This window comes from Pseudomonas sp. TMW 2.1634, from assembly GCF_001703595.1.
In the GTDB taxonomy this organism is placed as follows: Bacteria; Pseudomonadota; Gammaproteobacteria; order Pseudomonadales; family Pseudomonadaceae; genus Aquipseudomonas; species Aquipseudomonas fragi.
The window spans coordinates 4,260,167-4,277,267 of sequence record NZ_CP016849.1 but is presented as its reverse complement, the minus strand read 5'-3'; the positions used below and the strand labels follow the sequence as shown (position 1 = coordinate 4,277,267).

At 61.5% G+C, this 17,101-nt stretch carries 16 protein-coding genes; 4 read left to right on the top strand and 12 right to left on the bottom strand.

Annotated features, from left to right (window positions below; genetic code table 11):
• Positions 1 to 99 precede the first annotated feature (99 nt).
• Both BFC21_RS20230 and BFC21_RS20225 read left to right on the top strand, forming a co-directional pair.
• Positions 100 to 732, top strand: coding sequence for a sigma-70 family RNA polymerase sigma factor (locus BFC21_RS20230; protein WP_177342598.1), 633 nt, complete (start codon positions 100 to 102; stop codon positions 730 to 732).
• The gene (locus BFC21_RS20225) at positions 729 to 1,403 is read left to right on the top strand and encodes an anti-sigma factor domain-containing protein (protein WP_086795666.1); all 675 of its coding nucleotides are present in this window, start codon (positions 729 to 731) and stop codon (positions 1,401 to 1,403) included. The genes BFC21_RS20230 and BFC21_RS20225 overlap by 4 nt, the downstream gene beginning before the upstream one ends.
• A gap of 119 nt (positions 1,404 to 1,522) precedes the next feature.
• Here BFC21_RS20225 and fdhA read toward each other — a convergent pair whose 3' ends face one another.
• The 7 genes from fdhA to glyA all read right to left on the bottom strand — a co-directional run bounded on the left by fdhA (position 1,523) and on the right by glyA (position 10,325).
• Positions 1,523 to 2,722, bottom strand: a complete 1,200-nt coding sequence (gene fdhA / locus BFC21_RS20215) for a formaldehyde dehydrogenase, glutathione-independent (protein WP_088378760.1) — start codon at positions 2,720 to 2,722, stop codon at positions 1,523 to 1,525.
• A gap of 66 nt (positions 2,723 to 2,788) precedes the next feature.
• A complete protein-coding gene (purU, locus tag BFC21_RS20210) occupies positions 2,789 to 3,646 on the bottom strand; it encodes a formyltetrahydrofolate deformylase (RefSeq protein WP_095003924.1) in 858 nt (285 codons plus the stop codon).
• 146 nt (positions 3,647 to 3,792) lie between these two features.
• Complete coding sequence (locus BFC21_RS20205; RefSeq protein WP_120266737.1) at positions 3,793 to 4,425, bottom strand: sarcosine oxidase subunit gamma; 633 nt, start codon at positions 4,423 to 4,425, stop codon at positions 3,793 to 3,795.
• Between the two features lie 12 nt (positions 4,426 to 4,437).
• The gene (locus tag BFC21_RS20200; RefSeq protein ID WP_120266453.1) at positions 4,438 to 7,455 is read right to left on the bottom strand and encodes a sarcosine oxidase subunit alpha; all 3,018 of its coding nucleotides are present in this window, start codon (positions 7,453 to 7,455) and stop codon (positions 4,438 to 4,440) included.
• Complete coding sequence (locus tag BFC21_RS20195) at positions 7,452 to 7,784, bottom strand: sarcosine oxidase subunit delta (protein WP_016782562.1); 333 nt, start codon at positions 7,782 to 7,784, stop codon at positions 7,452 to 7,454. Before BFC21_RS20195 ends, BFC21_RS20200 begins: the two co-directional genes overlap by 4 nt.
• A gap of 14 nt (positions 7,785 to 7,798) precedes the next feature.
• A complete protein-coding gene (locus BFC21_RS20190; protein WP_016782563.1) occupies positions 7,799 to 9,049 on the bottom strand; it encodes a sarcosine oxidase subunit beta family protein in 1,251 nt (416 codons plus the stop codon).
• Positions 9,050 to 9,071: 22 nt separating this feature from the next.
• Positions 9,072 to 10,325, bottom strand: a complete 1,254-nt coding sequence (glyA, locus tag BFC21_RS20185; protein WP_088378758.1) for a serine hydroxymethyltransferase — start codon at positions 10,323 to 10,325, stop codon at positions 9,072 to 9,074.
• Positions 10,326 to 10,674: 349 nt separating this feature from the next.
• Here glyA and BFC21_RS20175 point away from each other — a divergent pair, with 349 nt between their 5' ends.
• Complete coding sequence (locus BFC21_RS20175) at positions 10,675 to 11,715, top strand: low specificity L-threonine aldolase (RefSeq protein WP_094999835.1); 1,041 nt, start codon at positions 10,675 to 10,677, stop codon at positions 11,713 to 11,715.
• Between the two features lie 129 nt (positions 11,716 to 11,844).
• Here BFC21_RS20175 and BFC21_RS20170 read toward each other — a convergent pair whose 3' ends face one another.
• The 3 genes from BFC21_RS20170 to gbcB form a co-directional block, all read right to left on the bottom strand.
• A complete protein-coding gene (locus BFC21_RS20170) occupies positions 11,845 to 12,147 on the bottom strand; it encodes a cell division protein ZapA (protein WP_016782567.1) in 303 nt (100 codons plus the stop codon).
• Entirely contained in the window at positions 12,144 to 12,368 is a 225-nt protein-coding gene (locus tag BFC21_RS20165; protein ID WP_016782568.1) for a hypothetical protein, read from the bottom strand. Before BFC21_RS20165 ends, BFC21_RS20170 begins: the two co-directional genes overlap by 4 nt.
• A 145-nt stretch (positions 12,369 to 12,513) precedes the next feature.
• On the bottom strand, positions 12,514 to 13,614 hold the full coding sequence (gene gbcB / locus BFC21_RS20160; protein ID WP_016782569.1) for a glycine-betaine demethylase subunit GbcB: 1,101 nt from the start codon (positions 13,612 to 13,614) through the stop codon (positions 12,514 to 12,516).
• Positions 13,615 to 13,896: 282 nt separating this feature from the next.
• Here gbcB and gbcA point away from each other — a divergent pair, with 282 nt between their 5' ends.
• Entirely contained in the window at positions 13,897 to 15,189 is a 1,293-nt protein-coding gene (gene gbcA, locus BFC21_RS20150; protein ID WP_095003926.1) for a glycine-betaine demethylase subunit GbcA, read from the top strand.
• A 21-nt stretch (positions 15,190 to 15,210) separates the two neighbouring features.
• Here gbcA and BFC21_RS20145 read toward each other — a convergent pair whose 3' ends face one another.
• Positions 15,211 to 15,792 (bottom strand): GNAT family N-acetyltransferase, encoded by a 582-nt coding sequence (locus BFC21_RS20145; RefSeq protein WP_120266452.1) that lies wholly within the window; start codon positions 15,790 to 15,792, stop codon positions 15,211 to 15,213.
• 527 nt (positions 15,793 to 16,319) lie between these two features.
• On the bottom strand, positions 16,320 to 17,090 hold the full coding sequence (locus tag BFC21_RS20140; RefSeq protein WP_088378755.1) for an electron transfer flavoprotein subunit beta: 771 nt from the start codon (positions 17,088 to 17,090) through the stop codon (positions 16,320 to 16,322).
• Between the last annotated feature and the right edge of the window lie 11 nt (positions 17,091 to 17,101).

Below are 17,101 nucleotides of genomic sequence, written 5' to 3'. Positions count from 1 at the left end.
CAAGTGCCACTATCGGATCAAACGGCCCCCAATCTTAATTGAAAACAGGTGCATCCGCTGAGCCCTTGCCTGCGTATACCGAGTAGCGAGGTGACTCACATGATTGGAACAACCCCACACCCTGAACTACCCTCAACCGACAACTGGTCTGAAGTCCTGGCTTTTTTTGAGGGGAGAACAGCTATTTTAACTGCCAATACCGATTACCTTGAAAAGCTCCTGGCCCAATGTTCATTGGGTAATCGGCGTGCCTTCGAAACCCTCTATCGCAGCGTGGCCCCGCGTTTGTACAGCGTGGCTTTGCGCTGCATGGGGCGCAGCGATCTGGCCGAGGAAGTGGTGCAGGAAAGTTTTGTGCGTATCTGGCACAACGCCTCGCGTTACCAGGCCCATTTGTCGTCACCGCTGACCTGGATGATCACCATCACCCGCAACCAGGCCATCGACCAGTTGCGCAAACACCGCGAATTGCCATTGAGCGACCTGCAGCAGGACGCCGTGGTCGATGACAGCCCCAGCGCCCTCGAACAACTGGGCAGCGCGCGTGAAGCCAGCGCTCTCAATCAGTGCCTGGAAGGCCTCGAAAGCATGCAGCGCCAGAGCATCACCATCGCCTATTTTCATGGGCTGAGCGCCAGTGAACTGGCACAGCAATTGGCCGCGCCCCTGGGTTCGGTCAAATCCTGGATTCGCCGGGGCATGGAGCGACTGCGCAGGTGCCTGGAATCATGAACTATCAAACCCCCGAACGGCGCCGTGCGCTGGCCGCCGACTACGCCATCGGCCTGATGCCGCCCACCGCCCGCAAACGTTTCGAGCATCTGCTGCAAGACGATGCGCCGCTGCGCGCCGAACTGGCGCGCTGGAACACCCACCTCAGCCAGTTGACCGAGCCTTTGCTCGAGCAACCCGTGCCCGACCATGTGTGGCAGGCCATCGTGGCGCGCATCGAGCCGCAAACCCTGCATGTGCCGGCCAGGCGGCCGTTCTGGAGCTGGGTACGCCTGAGTGCGCTGGCCTGTTCCTTGCTGATTGCCTTGACCGTGGGCCTGCTCTACAACCGCGACAGTGTGCAGTACAAGGCCACCCTGCTCAGCGGCACGGCGCAGCCGGGCCTGAGCATCGAGGCCCACAGCGACTACCTGGCTGTGCGGCCACTGGAACTGGCGGCGGTGGATGGCGGCCGCAGCCTGGAGTTGTGGGCGATACCGGTCGAAGGCAAACCGGTGTCCCTGGGCCTGATCCCCCGCGATGGGGATGGCCGGATCACCCTTAGCCAAACCCAGCAGCAATTGATCAGAATTCCGGTGGTGCTGGCGGTCAGCCTTGAACCGCAAGGCGGCTCGCCGACCGGGCAACCGACGGGCCCGGTGCTGTATCAGGGGCCGCTGGCCAGCCTGTAAAAACAATCCACGCACTTGTGGGAGCGGGCTTGCTCGCGATGCAGACAACTCGGTACACCTTAATAACCGAGGTGCTGCAATCGCGGGCAAGCCCGCTCCCACAGGGTTGGTGGTGGTGTTTAGGCCTTGCTGAACATCCGGTGCGGGTCGATCACGAATTTCTTCGGCACACCGGCATCGAACTCGCCATAGCCCCGTGGCGCTTCGTCCAGGCTGATGACTTCTACACCCACAATGTCAGCAATCTTGATCCGGTCCCACATGATGGCCTGCATCAGCTGGCGGTTGTATTTCATCACCGGGGTCTGGCCGGTGTGGAAGCTGTGGGACTTGGCCCAGCCCAACCCGAAGCGGATGCTCAGGCTGCCCTTCTTCGCCGCCGCGTCCACCGCGCCCGGGTCTTCGGTCACATACAGGCCCGGAATGCCGATCTTGCCCGCTACCCGCACCACACCCATCAGCGAGTTGAGCACCGTGGCCGGCGCTTCGTGCTTGACCCCGTCATGGCCGTGACCGCGCGCTTCAAAGCCCACGGCATCCACTGCACAGTCCACTTCCGGCTCGCCCAGCAGTTCGGCGATCTGTTCATGCAGCGGCGTGTCCTTGGACAAGTCGGCGATTTCAAAACCCTGGGCCTTGGCGTGGGCCAGGCGAATCGGGTTAACGTCGCCGACAATCACCACCGCCGCCCCGAGCAAACGCGCCGAGGCCGCAGCCGCCAGGCCCACCGGGCCAGCGCCGGCGATATACACCGTGCTGCCCGGGCCAACGCCTGCGGTAACGGCACCGTGATAACCGGTGGGCAGGATGTCGGAGAGGCACGTCAGGTCGCGGATTTTTTCCATCGCCGCATCGCGATTGGGCAGCTTGAGCAGGTTGAAATCGGCATACGGCACCAATACATATTCAGCCTGACCGCCAACCCAGTCGCCCATGTCCACGTAACCATATGCGCCGCCGGGACGGGCCGGGTTGACGGTCAGGCACACGCCGGTGTTCTGCTCCTTACAGCTGCGGCAGCGGCCGCACGCCACGTTGAACGGCACCGACACCAGGTCGCCGACTTTCAGGTGTTCCACATCGCGCCCGGCCTCGATCACCTCGCCGGTGATCTCATGGCCCAGCACCAGCCCGGTTTGCGCCGTGGTGCGGCCACGCACCATATGCTGGTCGGAGCCGCAGATATTGGTCGACACCACCCGCAGGATCACGCCGTGGTGGATGGGCTTGCCCTGGGGGTTCTGCATCTTGGGGAAAGGAATGCTTTGCACTTCGACCTGGCCATTGCCCAGGTACACCACACCGCGATTGTCAGCCATCGTATTCACCCTTGTTGTTATTGGAGGGATTAACTTGCTGCTTGCAGCTTAGAAGGTGGCGCGGGCTCACAGCACCACCGTACGACCTCCATTTAGGAAAACGCGCCGTTCAATGTGATAGCCCACGCCTCGGGCCAGGGTTTGCGCTTCGATATCGCGGCCCTTGGCGATCAGATCTTCGGGGTAGTGGCTGTGGTCTACCACCTCGACGCCCTGGGCAATGATCGGGCCTTCGTCGAGGTCGTTGTTGATGTAATGGGCGGTGGCGCCCACCAGTTTCACGCCTTTTTCGTAGGCCTGGTGATAGGGCTTGGCGCCCTTGAAACCGGGCAGCAGGGAGTGGTGGATATTGATCGCCTTGCCGTCGAGCTTGCGGCACAGCTCGGGGGACAGCACTTGCATGTAACGGGCGAGGATCACCAGTTCGGCGCCGGTGTCTTCGATTACTTGCCAGACTTTGGCCTCCTGCGCGGGCTTGTTGGCCGGATCGAGGGCGAAGTGGTGGTAGGGGATGCCGTGCCATTGCGCCAGCGGCTCCAGATCGGGGTGATTGGAGACCACGGCCACCACGTCCATCGACAATTGGCCGATACGCTGGCGATAGAGCAGGTCGTTAAGGCAGTGGTCAGCTTTGGACACCATGATCAGCACTTTGGGCCGGTGGTGTGGCGGTGTCAGTTCGAAGGTCATGCCGAACGCGGCGCCGCGTTCGGCCAGGCCTGCGCGAAACTCGTGCTCATCGAAGCCATCTGGCTGGCGGAATTCCACACGGATAAAAAACCGCGCCGAGCGCTGGTCGTCGAAGGAATGGTGTTCAGTGACGTAGCAGCGGTGCTCGAACAGATAACGGGTGACCGCGTCCACCGTGCCCAGCAGGCTCGGGCAGTCGGCGGTGAGGATCCAGGTGTCGGGGGCGCGGCTCATGGCGGGAGTCCTTGGTTGTTGTTGGAATGCGCACTTACAGGTGTGGGAGCGGGCTTGCTCGCGATTGCAGCATCTCGGTTATTCAGATGTACCAAGTTGTCAGCATCGCTGAGCAAGCCCGCTCCCACAGGGGACAGCAGGCGGGTTTACGCTTCCACGCTCAACCCGTATTCCGCCGCCGCATCCTGCAACCATAACCACCAGTAATCCGAAAAGCTGCGGCGGATCAGCAGTTCCCAGGTGTCTTCAGCCGTGTGGCGAATCACCAGCTGCGACTTGGCGAACACCGTGCCCACGGCCTTGCCCACCGGGAAGTTATCCGGGTGTACGTCATAGCTGGTGGACTTCATCAGTACGTCGCGCACGTTCGGCCCGCTCAGTTCCAGCAGCTGCTGCCCACCACTGACATTGACCACCGAAATATGCAGCCCCGCCAGCGCCGCCCGCAATGCTTGTTCTACGGCGAATTCCTGGCCGCCGGGCACAATCAGCAGCCATTCATCGGGGCCCATCCATTGCAGCGAGGTATCAGCGTTGGCCACCAGGCTCAGGGCCACGGGCAGTTCCAGGCCCAGGGCCTTGTGTACGCCTTCGGCAAAGACCGGATCCTTGCCGTCGCCGCGCAGGGTCAGGTGGCCCAGCAGTTTTTTCTCGCGCACAGTCACGCCGGGGTTTTTACGACCCTTGCCAATCAGGCCGGCGAGGTTGGCGTGGTGCAGCGATGACTCGGCTTTGGCGCCCGAACCCGGGCGCTGTTGGTATATGTTGGCTGTGGTCATGAGATCACCCATTCAAATATTCTGCCGGTCGCCTTTCGGGTCGAAGAACACCGAAGACACAATTTCCGCTTCGATCACGCTGCCATCCGCCTGGGGCGAAAACACCCGCTCGCCGATGCGCTTCAAGCCGCCCTTGACCACCCCCATTGCAAACGAATACCCCAGCGAGTTGTGCGCATAGCTGGAGGTCACATGGCCGACCATCGTCATCGGGATCGCCTGTTTGGCGTCGAACACCAGCTGCGCCCCTTCGGGCAGCCATTGGGTCGGGTTAACGGGCTTGAGGCCCACCAGTTGCTTGCGCTGTTCACGCAGGCAGTCTTCACGGTTCATGCCGCGCCAGCCGATCCACGAGAACGGTTTGGTGCGGCCCACGCACCAGCCCATGTTCAGGTCGTCGGGGGTCATGGAGCCGTCGGTGTCCTGGCCCACAATGATGAAGCCCTTCTCGGCCCGCAACACGTGCATGGTCTCGGTGCCGTACGGGGTAAGGTTGTAGGCCTTGCCCGCCTCGACGATTTTTTCCAGCACGCCCATCGCGTAATCGGCCTGGATATTGACCTCATACGACAGCTCGCCGGTAAACGAGATACGGAACACCCGCGCCGGCACGCCCGCCACCAGGCCTTCTTTCCAGGTCATGAACGGGAACGCATCGCGGTCCAGGTCGATATCGGTCACTTCACTCAGCAGCTTGCGGCTGTTGGGGCCGGACAGGGTCAGGGTCGCGTAGTGGTCGGTGACCGAGGTGAAGTAGACCTTCAGCTCCGGCCATTCGGTCTGCTGGTAGATTTCCAGCCATTGCAACACGCGGGCCGCGCCGCCGGTGGTGGTGGTCATGACGAAATGGTTGTCGGCCAGGCAGGCCGTCACGCCGTCGTCGAAGACCATGCCGTCTTCCTTGCACATCAGGCCGTAGCGGGCCTTGCCCACGTCGAGCTTGGTCCAGGCGTTGGTGTAGATGCGGTTGAGAAACTCCCGCGCATCCGGGCCCTGGATGTCGATTTTGCCCAGGGTGGAAGCATCGAGGATGCCGACGCTGTCGCGCACCGCCTTGCACTCGCGCTTGACCGCTGCGTGCAGGTCTTCGCCGGCGCGCGGGAAGTACCACGGCCGCTTCCACTGGCCGACGTCTTCAAATTCAGCGCCCTGCTTCACATGCCAGGCTTGCAGCGCGGTGTAGCGCACCGGCTCGAAGATATGCCCGCAATGGCGGCCCGCTACCGCGCCAAACGTCACCGGCGTGTAGTTGGGACGGAACATGGTGGTGCCCATCTGCGGGATGGTCACGTTCAGCGAGCGTGCAGCGATGGCCAGCCCGTTGACGTTGCCCAGCTTGCCCTGGTCGGTGCCGAAGCCCAGCGCGGTGTAGCGCTTGACGTGCTCCACCGACTCGAAGCCTTCGCGGGTTGCCAGTTCGATGGCCGCTGCGGTGACGTCGTTTTGCAGGTCGACAAATTGCTTGGGCGCCCGCGCCGTGCCTTTTTCATGGGGCACATGGAACAGCGCCAGGGTGGGTTCCTGCAACTGGTTCAGGGCTTTGGGCAACACGCCTTCCACCGCCTTGAAACCCGCTTCACTGGCTGCACGCACGCCGCCTTCAAAGCCATCGGCCAGGCTGTCGCCCAACGGATAAACGCCGTTGATGCCGCCTACGCACACACGCTTTTGCGGGGCTTCGCCGGGGACGAAACCGAGAATGTCTTCGCGCCAGGTCGGCTTGCCGCCCAGGTGCGAGGCCAGATGCACCACCGGGCTGTAGCCGCCCGAGGTGGCCAGCAGGTCGCAGTCCAGCCATTCGCCGGGGCTGGCGACGCTCAGCGCCTTGACGTCAATCGCCGCCACCCGGGCACCGGTTACATGTTTGCTGCCACGGGCTTCGATCACGGCGCTGCCGGTGAGGATGCGGATGCCCTTGGCCCGCGCTTCTTCGACCAGCGCACCACGAGGGTTGCTGCGCGCATCGGCAACGGCGACCACCTGCTGGCCGGCGTCGAGCCAGTCCAGGGCCACGCGGTAGGCGTGGTCGTTGTTGGTGCTGAGCACCAGCTTTCTGCCCGGCGCCACGCCATAGCGGCGCACATAGGTGGACACCGCACCGGCGAGCATATTGCCCGGCACGTCGTTGTTGCCGTACACCAACGGCCGCTCGCAGGCACCGGTGGCCAGCACCACGCGCTTGGCGCGGACCCGATGGATGCGCTGGCGTACCTGGCCGATCGGGGCACGGTCGCCCAGGTGGTCGGTGAGGCGTTCGTGAATGGTCAGGAAGTTGTGGTCGTGATAGCCGTTCACCGTCGCCCGGGGCAACAGGATCACGTCCGGCAGTGACTTGAGTTCAGCGATAACCTTGGCCACCCATTCCATCGCCGGTTTGCCGTCCAGGCTTTCGCGGCTGTCGAGCAGGCTGCCGCCGAATTCTTCCTGCTCATCGGCGATGATCACCCGTGCCCCGCTGCGGGCAGCTGCCAGTGCCGCCGCCAACCCCGCAGGGCCAGCGCCGACGATCAGCACGTCGCAGTGGTGGTTCATGTTGTCGTAGGTGTCGGGGTCGTTCTGGGTCGGGGATCGGCCCAGGCCTGCCGCCTTGCGAATGTACTTCTCGTAGGTCATCCAGAACGACTGCGGGTACATAAAGGTTTTGTAGTAGAAACCCGGCGGCATCAGCTTGCCGCCAACCTTGCCGAGGATGCCCATCACGTCGTTATTAACGTTGGGCCAGCCGTTGGTGCTGGTGGCGACCAGGCCCTGGTACAGCGCCTGTTGCGTGGCGCGCACGTTGGGGATTTGCGTGGCTTCGGTGGCGCCGATCTGCAGCACCGCGTTGGGTTCTTCGGCACCGGCGGCATAGATGCCCCGGGGCCGGGAATATTTGAAACTGCGGCCGATCACGTCAACGCCGTTGGCCAGCAAGGCGGCCGCCAGGCTGTCGCCTTCATAGCCTTTATATTGCTGACCGTTGAAGGTGAAGCTCAGCACTTTGGTGCGGTCAACGCGGCCGCCATTGGGCAAGCGATGGGTCTGGCTCATACTTTTTCTCCCAGCTCGCGGGTAGCCGTGGTGGCCGCTGGCGCCGCCTGTTCAGTGAACTGCGGCTTGCTGCCGATCAAGTAGGTTTCGAGAATTTCGTAAGTCACGGTGTTGCGCGTGGCATTGAAAAACTGCCGGCAACCGGCGACGTGGTTCCACAGTTCGTGGTGCAGGCCGCGGGGGTTGTCGCGAAAGAACAGGTAGTCGCCCCACTCGGCGTCGGTGCAACTGCCGGGGTCGAGCGGGCGCGGGATGTGCGCCTGGCCGCTGGCGTGGAATTCCTCTTCGGAGCGAAGCTCGCCGCAATGGGGACAGAAGATATGCAACATGGGTATTTCTCCTGTTAGTGGGCGACAGCGGCTGCGCCGTGTTCGTCGATCAGGGCACCGGTGTGGAACCGGTCAATGGAAAACGGTGCGGCCAGCGGATGCATTTCGCCCTTGGCCAGGCTGGCGGCAAACACGTTGCCCGAACCTGGTGTGGCCTTGAAGCCACCCGTGCCCCAGCCGCAGTTGAAGAACAGGTTCGGCACCGGGGTTTTCGAAATGATCGGGCAGGCGTCGGGCGTGGTGTCGACGATGCCGCCCCACTGACGGTTCATGCGCACGCGGGACAACACCGGGAACATTTCCACAATCGCCTGGATGGTGTGCTCGATCACCGGGTACGAGCCGCGCTGGCCGTAGCCGACCCAGCCGTCGATACCGGCGCCGATCACCAGGTCGCCCTTGTCGGACTGGCTGATGTAGCCGTGAACGGCGTTGGACATGATCACGCTGTCGATAATCGGCTTGATCGGCTCGGACACCAGGGCCTGCAGCGGGTGCGACTCGATGGGCAGGCGAAAGCCCGCCTGGCGGGCCATGTGTCCCGAGTTGCCGGCCGTGACCACCCCCACGCGCTTGGCGCCGATAAAGCCCTTGCTGGTTTCGACGCCGATGCACACGCCGTTTTCCTTGCGAAAACCGAGCACTTCGGTTTGCTGGATCAGGTCCACGCCCAGGGCATCGGCGGCGCGGGCAAAGCCCCAGGCCACGGCATCGTGACGGGCTACGCCGCCACGGCGCTGTACGGTGGCGCCGATGATCGGGTAGCGGGTGTTTTTCGAGCAGTCGAGGTACGGGATTTCATCCGCCACCTGCTTGCCGTTGAGCAGTTCACCGTCCACGCCGTTGAGGCGGTTGGCGCTCACCCGGCGCTCAGAGTCGCGCATGTCCTGCAGGGTGTGGCACAGGTTGTAGACGCCGCGCTGGGAGAACATGACGTTGTAGTTCAAGTCCTGGGACAACCCTTCCCACAGCTTCATCGCATGTTCGTAAAGGTGTGCCGACTCGTCCCACAGGTAGTTGGAGCGCACGATGGTGGTGTTACGCGCCGTGTTGCCGCCGCCCAGCCAGCCCTTCTCGACCACGGCCACGTTGGTGATGCCGTGTTCCTTGGCCAGGTAGTACGCGGTCGCCAGCCCGTGGCCGCCACCGCCGACGATGACCACGTCATAGACCTTTTTCGGGGTCGGCGTGCGCCACATCTTCTGCCAGTTTTCGTGATGGCTGAGGGAGTGCTTGAAGAGGCCGAAGCCTGAATACCGTTGCATAGGATCTACTCCAAAAACGCGCTCAGCGATAAACCGGGAAGTCTTTGCACAGCGAGGTCACCTGGCGGGCCACATCGGCCTCGATATCGGCATCGCCGAGGTGATCGAGGATGTCGCAGATCCAGCCCGCCAGCTCCGTGCATTGCGCCACCTTGAAACCGCGGGTGGTCACTGCCGGGGTGCCGATGCGCAGGCCCGAGGTGACAAAGGGTGATTGCGGGTCGTTGGGCACGGCATTTTTATTGACCGTGATATGGGCGCGGCCCAGGGCGGCGTCGGCGTCCTTGCCGGTCAGGCCCTGGCGGATCAGGCTGAGCAGGAACAGGTGGTTGTCAGTACCGCCCGAGACCACGTCATAACCGCGCTTGATAAACACCTCGGCCATAGCCTGGGCGTTATCGATGACCTGTTTTTGATAGGTTTTGAAGCCCGGCTCCAGTGCTTCCTTGAAGCACACGGCCTTGGCAGCAATCACGTGCATCAACGGCCCGCCCTGGCCGCCGGGGAACACCGCCGAGTTGAGTTTTTTCTCCAGCGCTTCGTTGGCCTTGGCCAGGATCAGCCCACCACGGGGGCCGCGCAGGGTTTTGTGGGTGGTGGTGGTCACCACGTCGGCATACGGCAGCGGGTTGGGGTACAGCCCGGCTGCGACCAGCCCGGCAACGTGGGCCATATCCACAAACAGATATGCACCGACCTTGTCCGCTATCTGACGAAAGCGTGGGAAATCGAGGAATTTGGAGTAGGCCGAGAACCCGGCAATGATCATTTTTGGTTGATGTTCAACAGCCAGACGCTCGACTTCGTCGTAGTCGATCAAGCCGGTGCTGGTGTCGATACCGTACTGCACGGCGTTGTAGAGTTTGCCCGAGAAGCTGACGCTGGCGCCGTGGGTCAGGTGGCCGCCGTGGGCCAGGCTCATGCCCAGCACCGTGTCGCCAGCATTGAGCAACGCCAGGTACACCGCTGCGTTGGCCGAGCTGCCCGAATGCGGCTGCACGTTGGCGTAATCGGCGCCGAACAATTGCTTGGCGCGGTCGATGGCCAGCTGTTCGACTTTATCCACATGCTCGCAGCCGCCGTAGTAGCGCTTGCCCGGGTAGCCTTCGGCGTACTTGTTGGTCAGGCCGCTGCCCTGGGCTTGCATCACCCGCTGGCTGGTGTAGTTCTCGGAGGCGATCAACTCGATGTGATCTTCCTGGCGCTGGTCTTCGGCGTTCATGGCCGCCAACAAGGCGTCGTCGTAACCCTGGATCTGATCCTGCTTGCTGAACATTGCGTTCTCCCAGCGCCAGCGCGCCTTTTGGTCTCGGTGGGGCTGATGCCCTTTGAGCCAGATGGTAGAGCTGGCGCAGGCAGACCAAATGCCCATGGACGCCACGCAATGGTGCGTTTACGACATGGTTTCCCATAACCCTGTGGGAGCGGGCTTGCTCGCGATACTGGCTGCGAGGTTTGTCTGGCGAAACCGGGCGATGCCATCGCGGGCAAGCCCGCTCCCACATTTTGTTACGGGGCTTTGGGCTATTCTTTTGTAAGGTATTTCCGCACTTCACGTCGTGCCTGTGCACCTGCCTGAATGTTGGATAAAGTGCACCCACACAATTGGACCATGGAACCGGGAAATGACTGATAAGAGCCAACAATTCGCCAGCGACAACTACTCCGGTATCTGCCCTGAAGTCTGGTCCGCTATGGAAAAGGCCAACCACGGCCACCAGCGCTCATACGGTGACGATGAGTGGACCCTGCGCGCCTCCAACGACTTTCGCAAACTGTTCGAAACCGACTGCGAAGTGTATTTCGCCTTCAACGGTACGGCGGCCAACTCCCTGGCGCTGTCGTCCCTGTGCCAGAGCTTTCACAGCGTGATCTGCTCCGAAACCGCCCACGTCGAAACCGACGAATGCGGCGCCCCGGAGTTCTTTTCCAACGGTTCCAAACTGCTGATCGCCCGTACTGAAAACGGCAAGATCACCCCCGAGTCGATCCGCGAAATCGCCCTCAAGCGCAAGGACATCCACTATCCAAAACCGCGGGTGGTCACCATCACCCAGGCCACCGAAGTCGGCAGCGTGTACCGCCCCGAAGAAATCCGCGCCATCAGCGACACCTGCAAGGAACTGGGCCTGCTGCTGCACATGGACGGCGCCCGTTTCTCCAATGCCTGCGCTTTCCTGGGCTGCACGCCGGCAGAGCTGAGCTGGAAAGCCGGGGTGGATGTGCTGTGTTTTGGCGGCACCAAAAACGGCATGGCGGTGGGCGAGGCGATCCTGTTTTTCGACCATGCCTTGTCAGTGGATTTTGACTACCGCTGTAAGCAGGCCGGGCAACTGGCCTCGAAAATGCGCTTTCTCTCGGCGCCGTGGGTGGGCCTGCTGGAAAACGACGCCTGGCTCAAACACTCGCGCCACGCCAACCACTGCGCACAGTTGCTCAGCCAGCTGGTCAGTGACATTCCGGGGGTCGAGCTGATGTTTCCGGTGGAGGCCAATGGCGTGTTCCTGCAACTGTCGGAACCGGCCGTGGCTGCATTGACCGCCAGGGGCTGGCGCTTCTACACCTTTATCGGCAAAGGCGGCGCACGTTTCATGTGCTCGTGGGACACCGAGGAGGCCCGTGTGCGGGAACTGGCAGCGGATATTCGGGAAGTGATGTCAGCTTAATAAAACACACCCGCAATACTGTGGGAGCGGGCTTGCTCGCGATGGCATCAGCGCAGTCGTGGAGACATACCGCGTTGCCTGAATCGCGAGCAAGCCCGCTCCCACAGGGGATGATTGATGGGCGAAGCGTCAGGATTGCCCTAACGTTCGTTCAATCACATCGACCGTGGCGCTGACTTGCTCTTGATAACGGTCGAGTTCCTGTTTGTGGCTCAGTTGCAACTCAATCTGTTGTGAACACAGATTCAGTGCTGCCAGCACCAGCAGTTTGTCCCCGATCAGGCTCGGGTACTTTCTTTTCGTTTCGGCCAGGGCGGCTTTTAACATGACCGTGGCCGCCATCAGGGTCTTTTGCTCCCCCTCCGGCGCCTTGATCGTGTAGTCGTTACCCAGAATCGAGACGACATTTACTCCGTCTCTGTCAAGGCTCATGCGCTGACAGGGCTCGCGCGCTCAACCAGTGCCTGGATGCGGGCGGCGGTCGCGCCTTGCTTTTCTTCCTGTTCCATCAGGGTCAGTTGCAGGCTTTCGTTTTCGTCACGGGCCTGGGCCAGTTCGGTGTTCAGTTGCTCGTTGGCGTCCAGCAGTTCCTGCTTTTGCTGTACCAGGTCGCTGACCAGTTGTTCCAGTTTGCTAAGGGATGACTCAATCATGGTGGTGTTCTCAAGCAGTTTCGAAGGGCGCGTACGATAAAGAAAAGTCACCGGCTAAGCTAGCGGCAACCTTGCTTTCAGACCCCTAAAGACTGTGGTTTGCAACCTTTGTTCCCGGCCGGCTCCCACAAGTGGCCTGCACACCTCAAAACTCAATCCGCACATCGCCTTTCGGCACGCTGCAACACGACAGGATGTAGCCCTCGGCGACGTCTTCATCGGTGATGCCGCCGTTGTGCTCCATCTCCACCTCGCCGCCCAGTTTCAGCACCTTGCATGTCCCGCAAATGCCCATGCCGCAAGCCTTGGGGATCATCAGCCCGAGTTTGGCCGCGGCCGCATGCACCGTCTCGCTTGGGCCCACGCGGATGCTCTTGCCGGAAGCCGTGAACTCCACCTGGTTCAAGTCCGCCACGTCCAGCTCCGGCGCGTCGGCCGCCTGTTCGGCCTGTTCCACCGCCTCGGCCCGCACCTCAGGCGGCGTCGCGCCAAACGACTCTTCGTGATACCGGCTCATGTCGAAACCGTTGCTTTCCAGCAGGCGCTTCACGGCATTCATATAAGGTGTCGGCCCGCAGCAAAACACCTCGCGCTCCATAAAGTCGGGCGCCATCAGGTCGAGCATCTTGTGGTTCAGATAGCCGCGATACCCGGCCCAGGGTTCGCCCAGCCCGTGCTTCTCGCAGATCAGGTGCAGGCTGAAGTTGTCGATACGCGAGGCCATATGCTCCAGCTCGCGGTGGTAAATGATGTCCTTGGGCGAACGGGCGCTGTGGATAAACACCATGTCGACATTGGCGTTGGTGTCGTAGAACCAGCGCGCCATCGACATCACCGGGGTAATCCCGACGCCACCGCTGAGGTACAGCACCTTGGGGCTGGGCGCATCGATGGCGTTGAACAGCCCCACCGGGCCGTGTACCGCCAACTCCTGGCCTTCCTGCAGGGTGTCGTGCAGCCAGTTGGACACCCGCCCGCCGGGCACGCGCTTGATGGTCACCGAGAAGCTGTACGGCACCGACGGCGAACTGGAGATGGTGTACGAGCGCATCACCGGGTCACCGTCAATTTCCAGCTCCAGGGTCACGAACTGCCCCGGCTTGAAAAAGAACAGGATTGGCTGGTCGGCCATAAAACAGAAGGTGCGCACATCCCAGGTTTCCTGAATCACTTTGACGCATCGCACGATGTGTCGGCCATTGGCCCAGGTCTGGGTGGTTACCGGGTTCAGAAAGCTGTTGGACATGCGCTTCTCCACGGCCGACAGCCGGCCTCTTGCTGGCGATTCTGCGCATGCCCCGAAGCGGCCATTTATCTATTCGCGACATCCACATACTTATCGCGACCAGCCCCTGAGAGCAGGCGCTTGCGCGTCGGGAACAGATTGGGCCATGTCGCCCGCAGATATGGCCCCGGCGCACTTCGAACGCACACTCAGCGCCACTCACTATGTGTATTGCTTTGCCTTGCGTCGCACCCCTGATCAGCCACTTTAAGGCCACACCGAATGGCCATGAGGACTACAACGATGGACGTCACCGCAAACCTGAGCCTGGGCGATCCACTGGAACCCGCACGCAAGGCCACCGCCGAGATGCTGCAGAACCGCGAGCGCACCTATTCGCTGCCGCAGCCGTTCTATAACGACGAACGACTGTTTCAGATCGACATGCAGGAAATCTTCCAGAAGGAGTGGCTGATTGCAGGCATGACCTGCGAGATTCCGGCCAAGGGTAACTTCCTGACCCTGCAGGTGGGTAACAACCCGATCATCGTGATCCGCGGCGCCGAAGGCCAGGTGCATGCCTTTCATAACGTGTGCCGCCATCGCGGCTCGCGGCTGTGTACCAGCGAAAAGGGCAAGGTCGCCAAACTGGTGTGCCATTACCACCAGTGGACCTACGAGCTGGACGGGCGCCTGCTGTTTGCCGGCACCGAGATGGGCGCCGATTTCGACATGAAGCAATACGGCCTCAAGCCGGTGAACGTCAAAACGGCGGGCGGCTACATCTTTATTAGCCTGGCCGAACATCCGCCGGCCATCGACGAATTCCTGGCCACCCTGAACCACTACATGGAACCCTATGACATGGAAAACACCAAGGTGGCGATCCAGACCACCCTGGTGGAAAAAGCCAACTGGAAGCTGGTGCTGGAAAACAACCGCGAGTGCTACCACTGCAATGCGTCGCACCCCGAGTTGCTCAAGACCCTGCTGGAATGGGACGACGTGACCGACCCTCGCGCCGACCAGGCATTCAAGGATCACGTCGCGGCTTCGGCCGCCGCCTGGGACGCCGAAAAAATCCCCTACGCCCACGCCAGCTTCGGCCTGCGCAACCGCATCGTGCGCATGCCACTGCTCAAGGGCACCGTATCGATGACCCTGGATGGCAAGCAAGGCTGCGCAAAGCTGATGGGGCGCATCAAAAACCCGGACCTGGGCTCGATGCGCATCCTGCACTTGCCCCACTCCTGGAACCACTGCATGGGCGACCACATCATCGTGTTCACGGTGTGGCCGATCAGCGCGCAAGAAACCGTGGTCACCACCAAGTGGCTGGTGCACAAAGACGCAGTCGAGGGTGTGGACTACGACGTGGAACGCATGCGCAAGGTCTGGGACGCCACCAACGACCAGGACCGCCGGCTGGCAGAAGAAAACCAGCGCGGCATCAACTCGATCGCCTACCAACCAGGGCCGTATTCGCAAACCTATGAATTTGGTGTGGTCAACTTTGTGGACTGGTACAGCGAACGGTTGCTGAACAACCTGGGGGCGGCGCCGGCGGCGTACCTCAAAGGGGTGGTTGCTCAATAAATACCATCAACCTGTGGGAGATTATCTGGACAGGGGGCAATGCATCAAATACGCCTCACCCGTCACGCGGATCAACGGGTGGGGCGTTATCTGGCAGGTTTTAACGATCTCGAACCCATGACGCTCATAAAAGCGCCGTGCTCCTGTGTTGGCGGCATAGTCGATCAGGCTCAGGCCCTCGACACCCAGGTCGCGGCAGCGCTCGCGGGCCTGTTGCAAAAACTGCTGGCCCAACCCAAGGCTGCGCCAGCCCTCATGCAGGGCCAGGCTTGAGATATACAGCGTGTCCGGGATTTCCATGTCGGCGTAGGGCGCCAGCACCGGGTCGGTCTCAGGCTGAGCCTCTGGGTCATGGCGCATCACAAAGCTGTGCATCATGCCGATCACCCGGCCCTCGGCCTCGGCCTCGGCGATCAGGCAGTTCTCATACGAGAAAATCACACCTTCGCGGGCATACCGCTGCTCACCCACGTCCAGTAGCGACTGCCCCGGTTGCGCGATCTGGCTCCAGATGTAGTCAGCACAACCTTCGGACGATATCTGAAACAAACGGGCAATTTCTCGCGCATCGGCACGCACGGCTGGACGAAATAGAACGGTCATTCACTTCACTCCACAGGTGATCGGGCGCTCTTTTTAGCCCAGCCTCAAGAGGGGCAACAACTCAAAGGCGAGGGAACATTATTTCCAGGCATTACCATGTACTGATCATTTATTGAGCAGCGCGCTATACCCCGCGCAATCAAAGGGCCGCAGCCCTCCGCTAACAACTTGTCCACAGGCACACCCACAGCAATTGTGGGGAAGTGGACAAGTCATCCCGATAATCACGATTGAACGTTTTTTGTACAACACCCTGAAAGCCACGATTTTAAAGGCCTGTAGCCAGCCGCGAACACCTTATCCACATATCCACCAACAGAGATTGTGCGCAACTTATGCACTGGCCGCACAGACTGTGGAAAACCGCGCAAGCAACCGATTATTCAGGGGTTTAAAGGCTGGCCAGTGGATAAAACAGCAGATTGATCGTTTTTTGATCAGAACCTTGCAGCGCCCGGTTTATATGGCTTACGGACGATAGCAAACAACTTATCCACATAAGCGCTAACAGACTTTGTGGGCAAGTGTCAGCGCACCACACCTTCTTCAATCAACAGCTTCAAAATGGCCTGGGCACCCTCTTCGGCACCGATGCCCTTGAGCACTTGCCCGGAACCGCCAGCGGACTTGGCCGTAGCGGCTTTCATACGGTCGGCGCCACTCTTGGCCTTGATCACCTTCAAGCGCTTGGGCCGTGGTCGCGCAGGTTGCAGGCTCCCCGTTGTGGATAACTCATCGGCGACGATTTCAACCACTTCGGCGTTGACCAAACCCCGCGTGGCAGGGCCGTAGGCGCTTTGCCGCGCCTTGGGAGCAGCGTTATCCACAGTGACCAGAAACGGCAGCCGCACCTGCAGCCGGCGTCGTTGGCCCCGGGGCAAGGCTTGCAGCACCTGCGCCACGCCGTTGTGGACAGATTCGATCTGCGCCACGCCCACCAGCAGTGGCCAGCCCAGCTCCTCGGCCAGCAGGTACGGGAGCATGCCCGAGCCTTCGCCGGTTTCGGCCTGGCTGCCGGTGAGCACCAGTTGCACACCGGCCTCGCGGATGTAATCGCGCAACACCGGCACGGCATCGGCGCCGTCCGCTTGTTCCAGCACATGCAGTTCGTCCAGGCCCATGCCCAGATAGGCGCGCAAGGCCGGCTCATGGGGGTTGCCCGCATGCAGCACATGCAGATTGTCCCCAACCAGCTCCAGGCCAAGCTCGACGGCACGCGCGTCCTGCTCGGCGCGACGGGTGCGGCCTGAAGCGGGATGGGCGCCGATTGAAACCAGTGCAACGGTGGCGATGGTCATCTATAAATCTC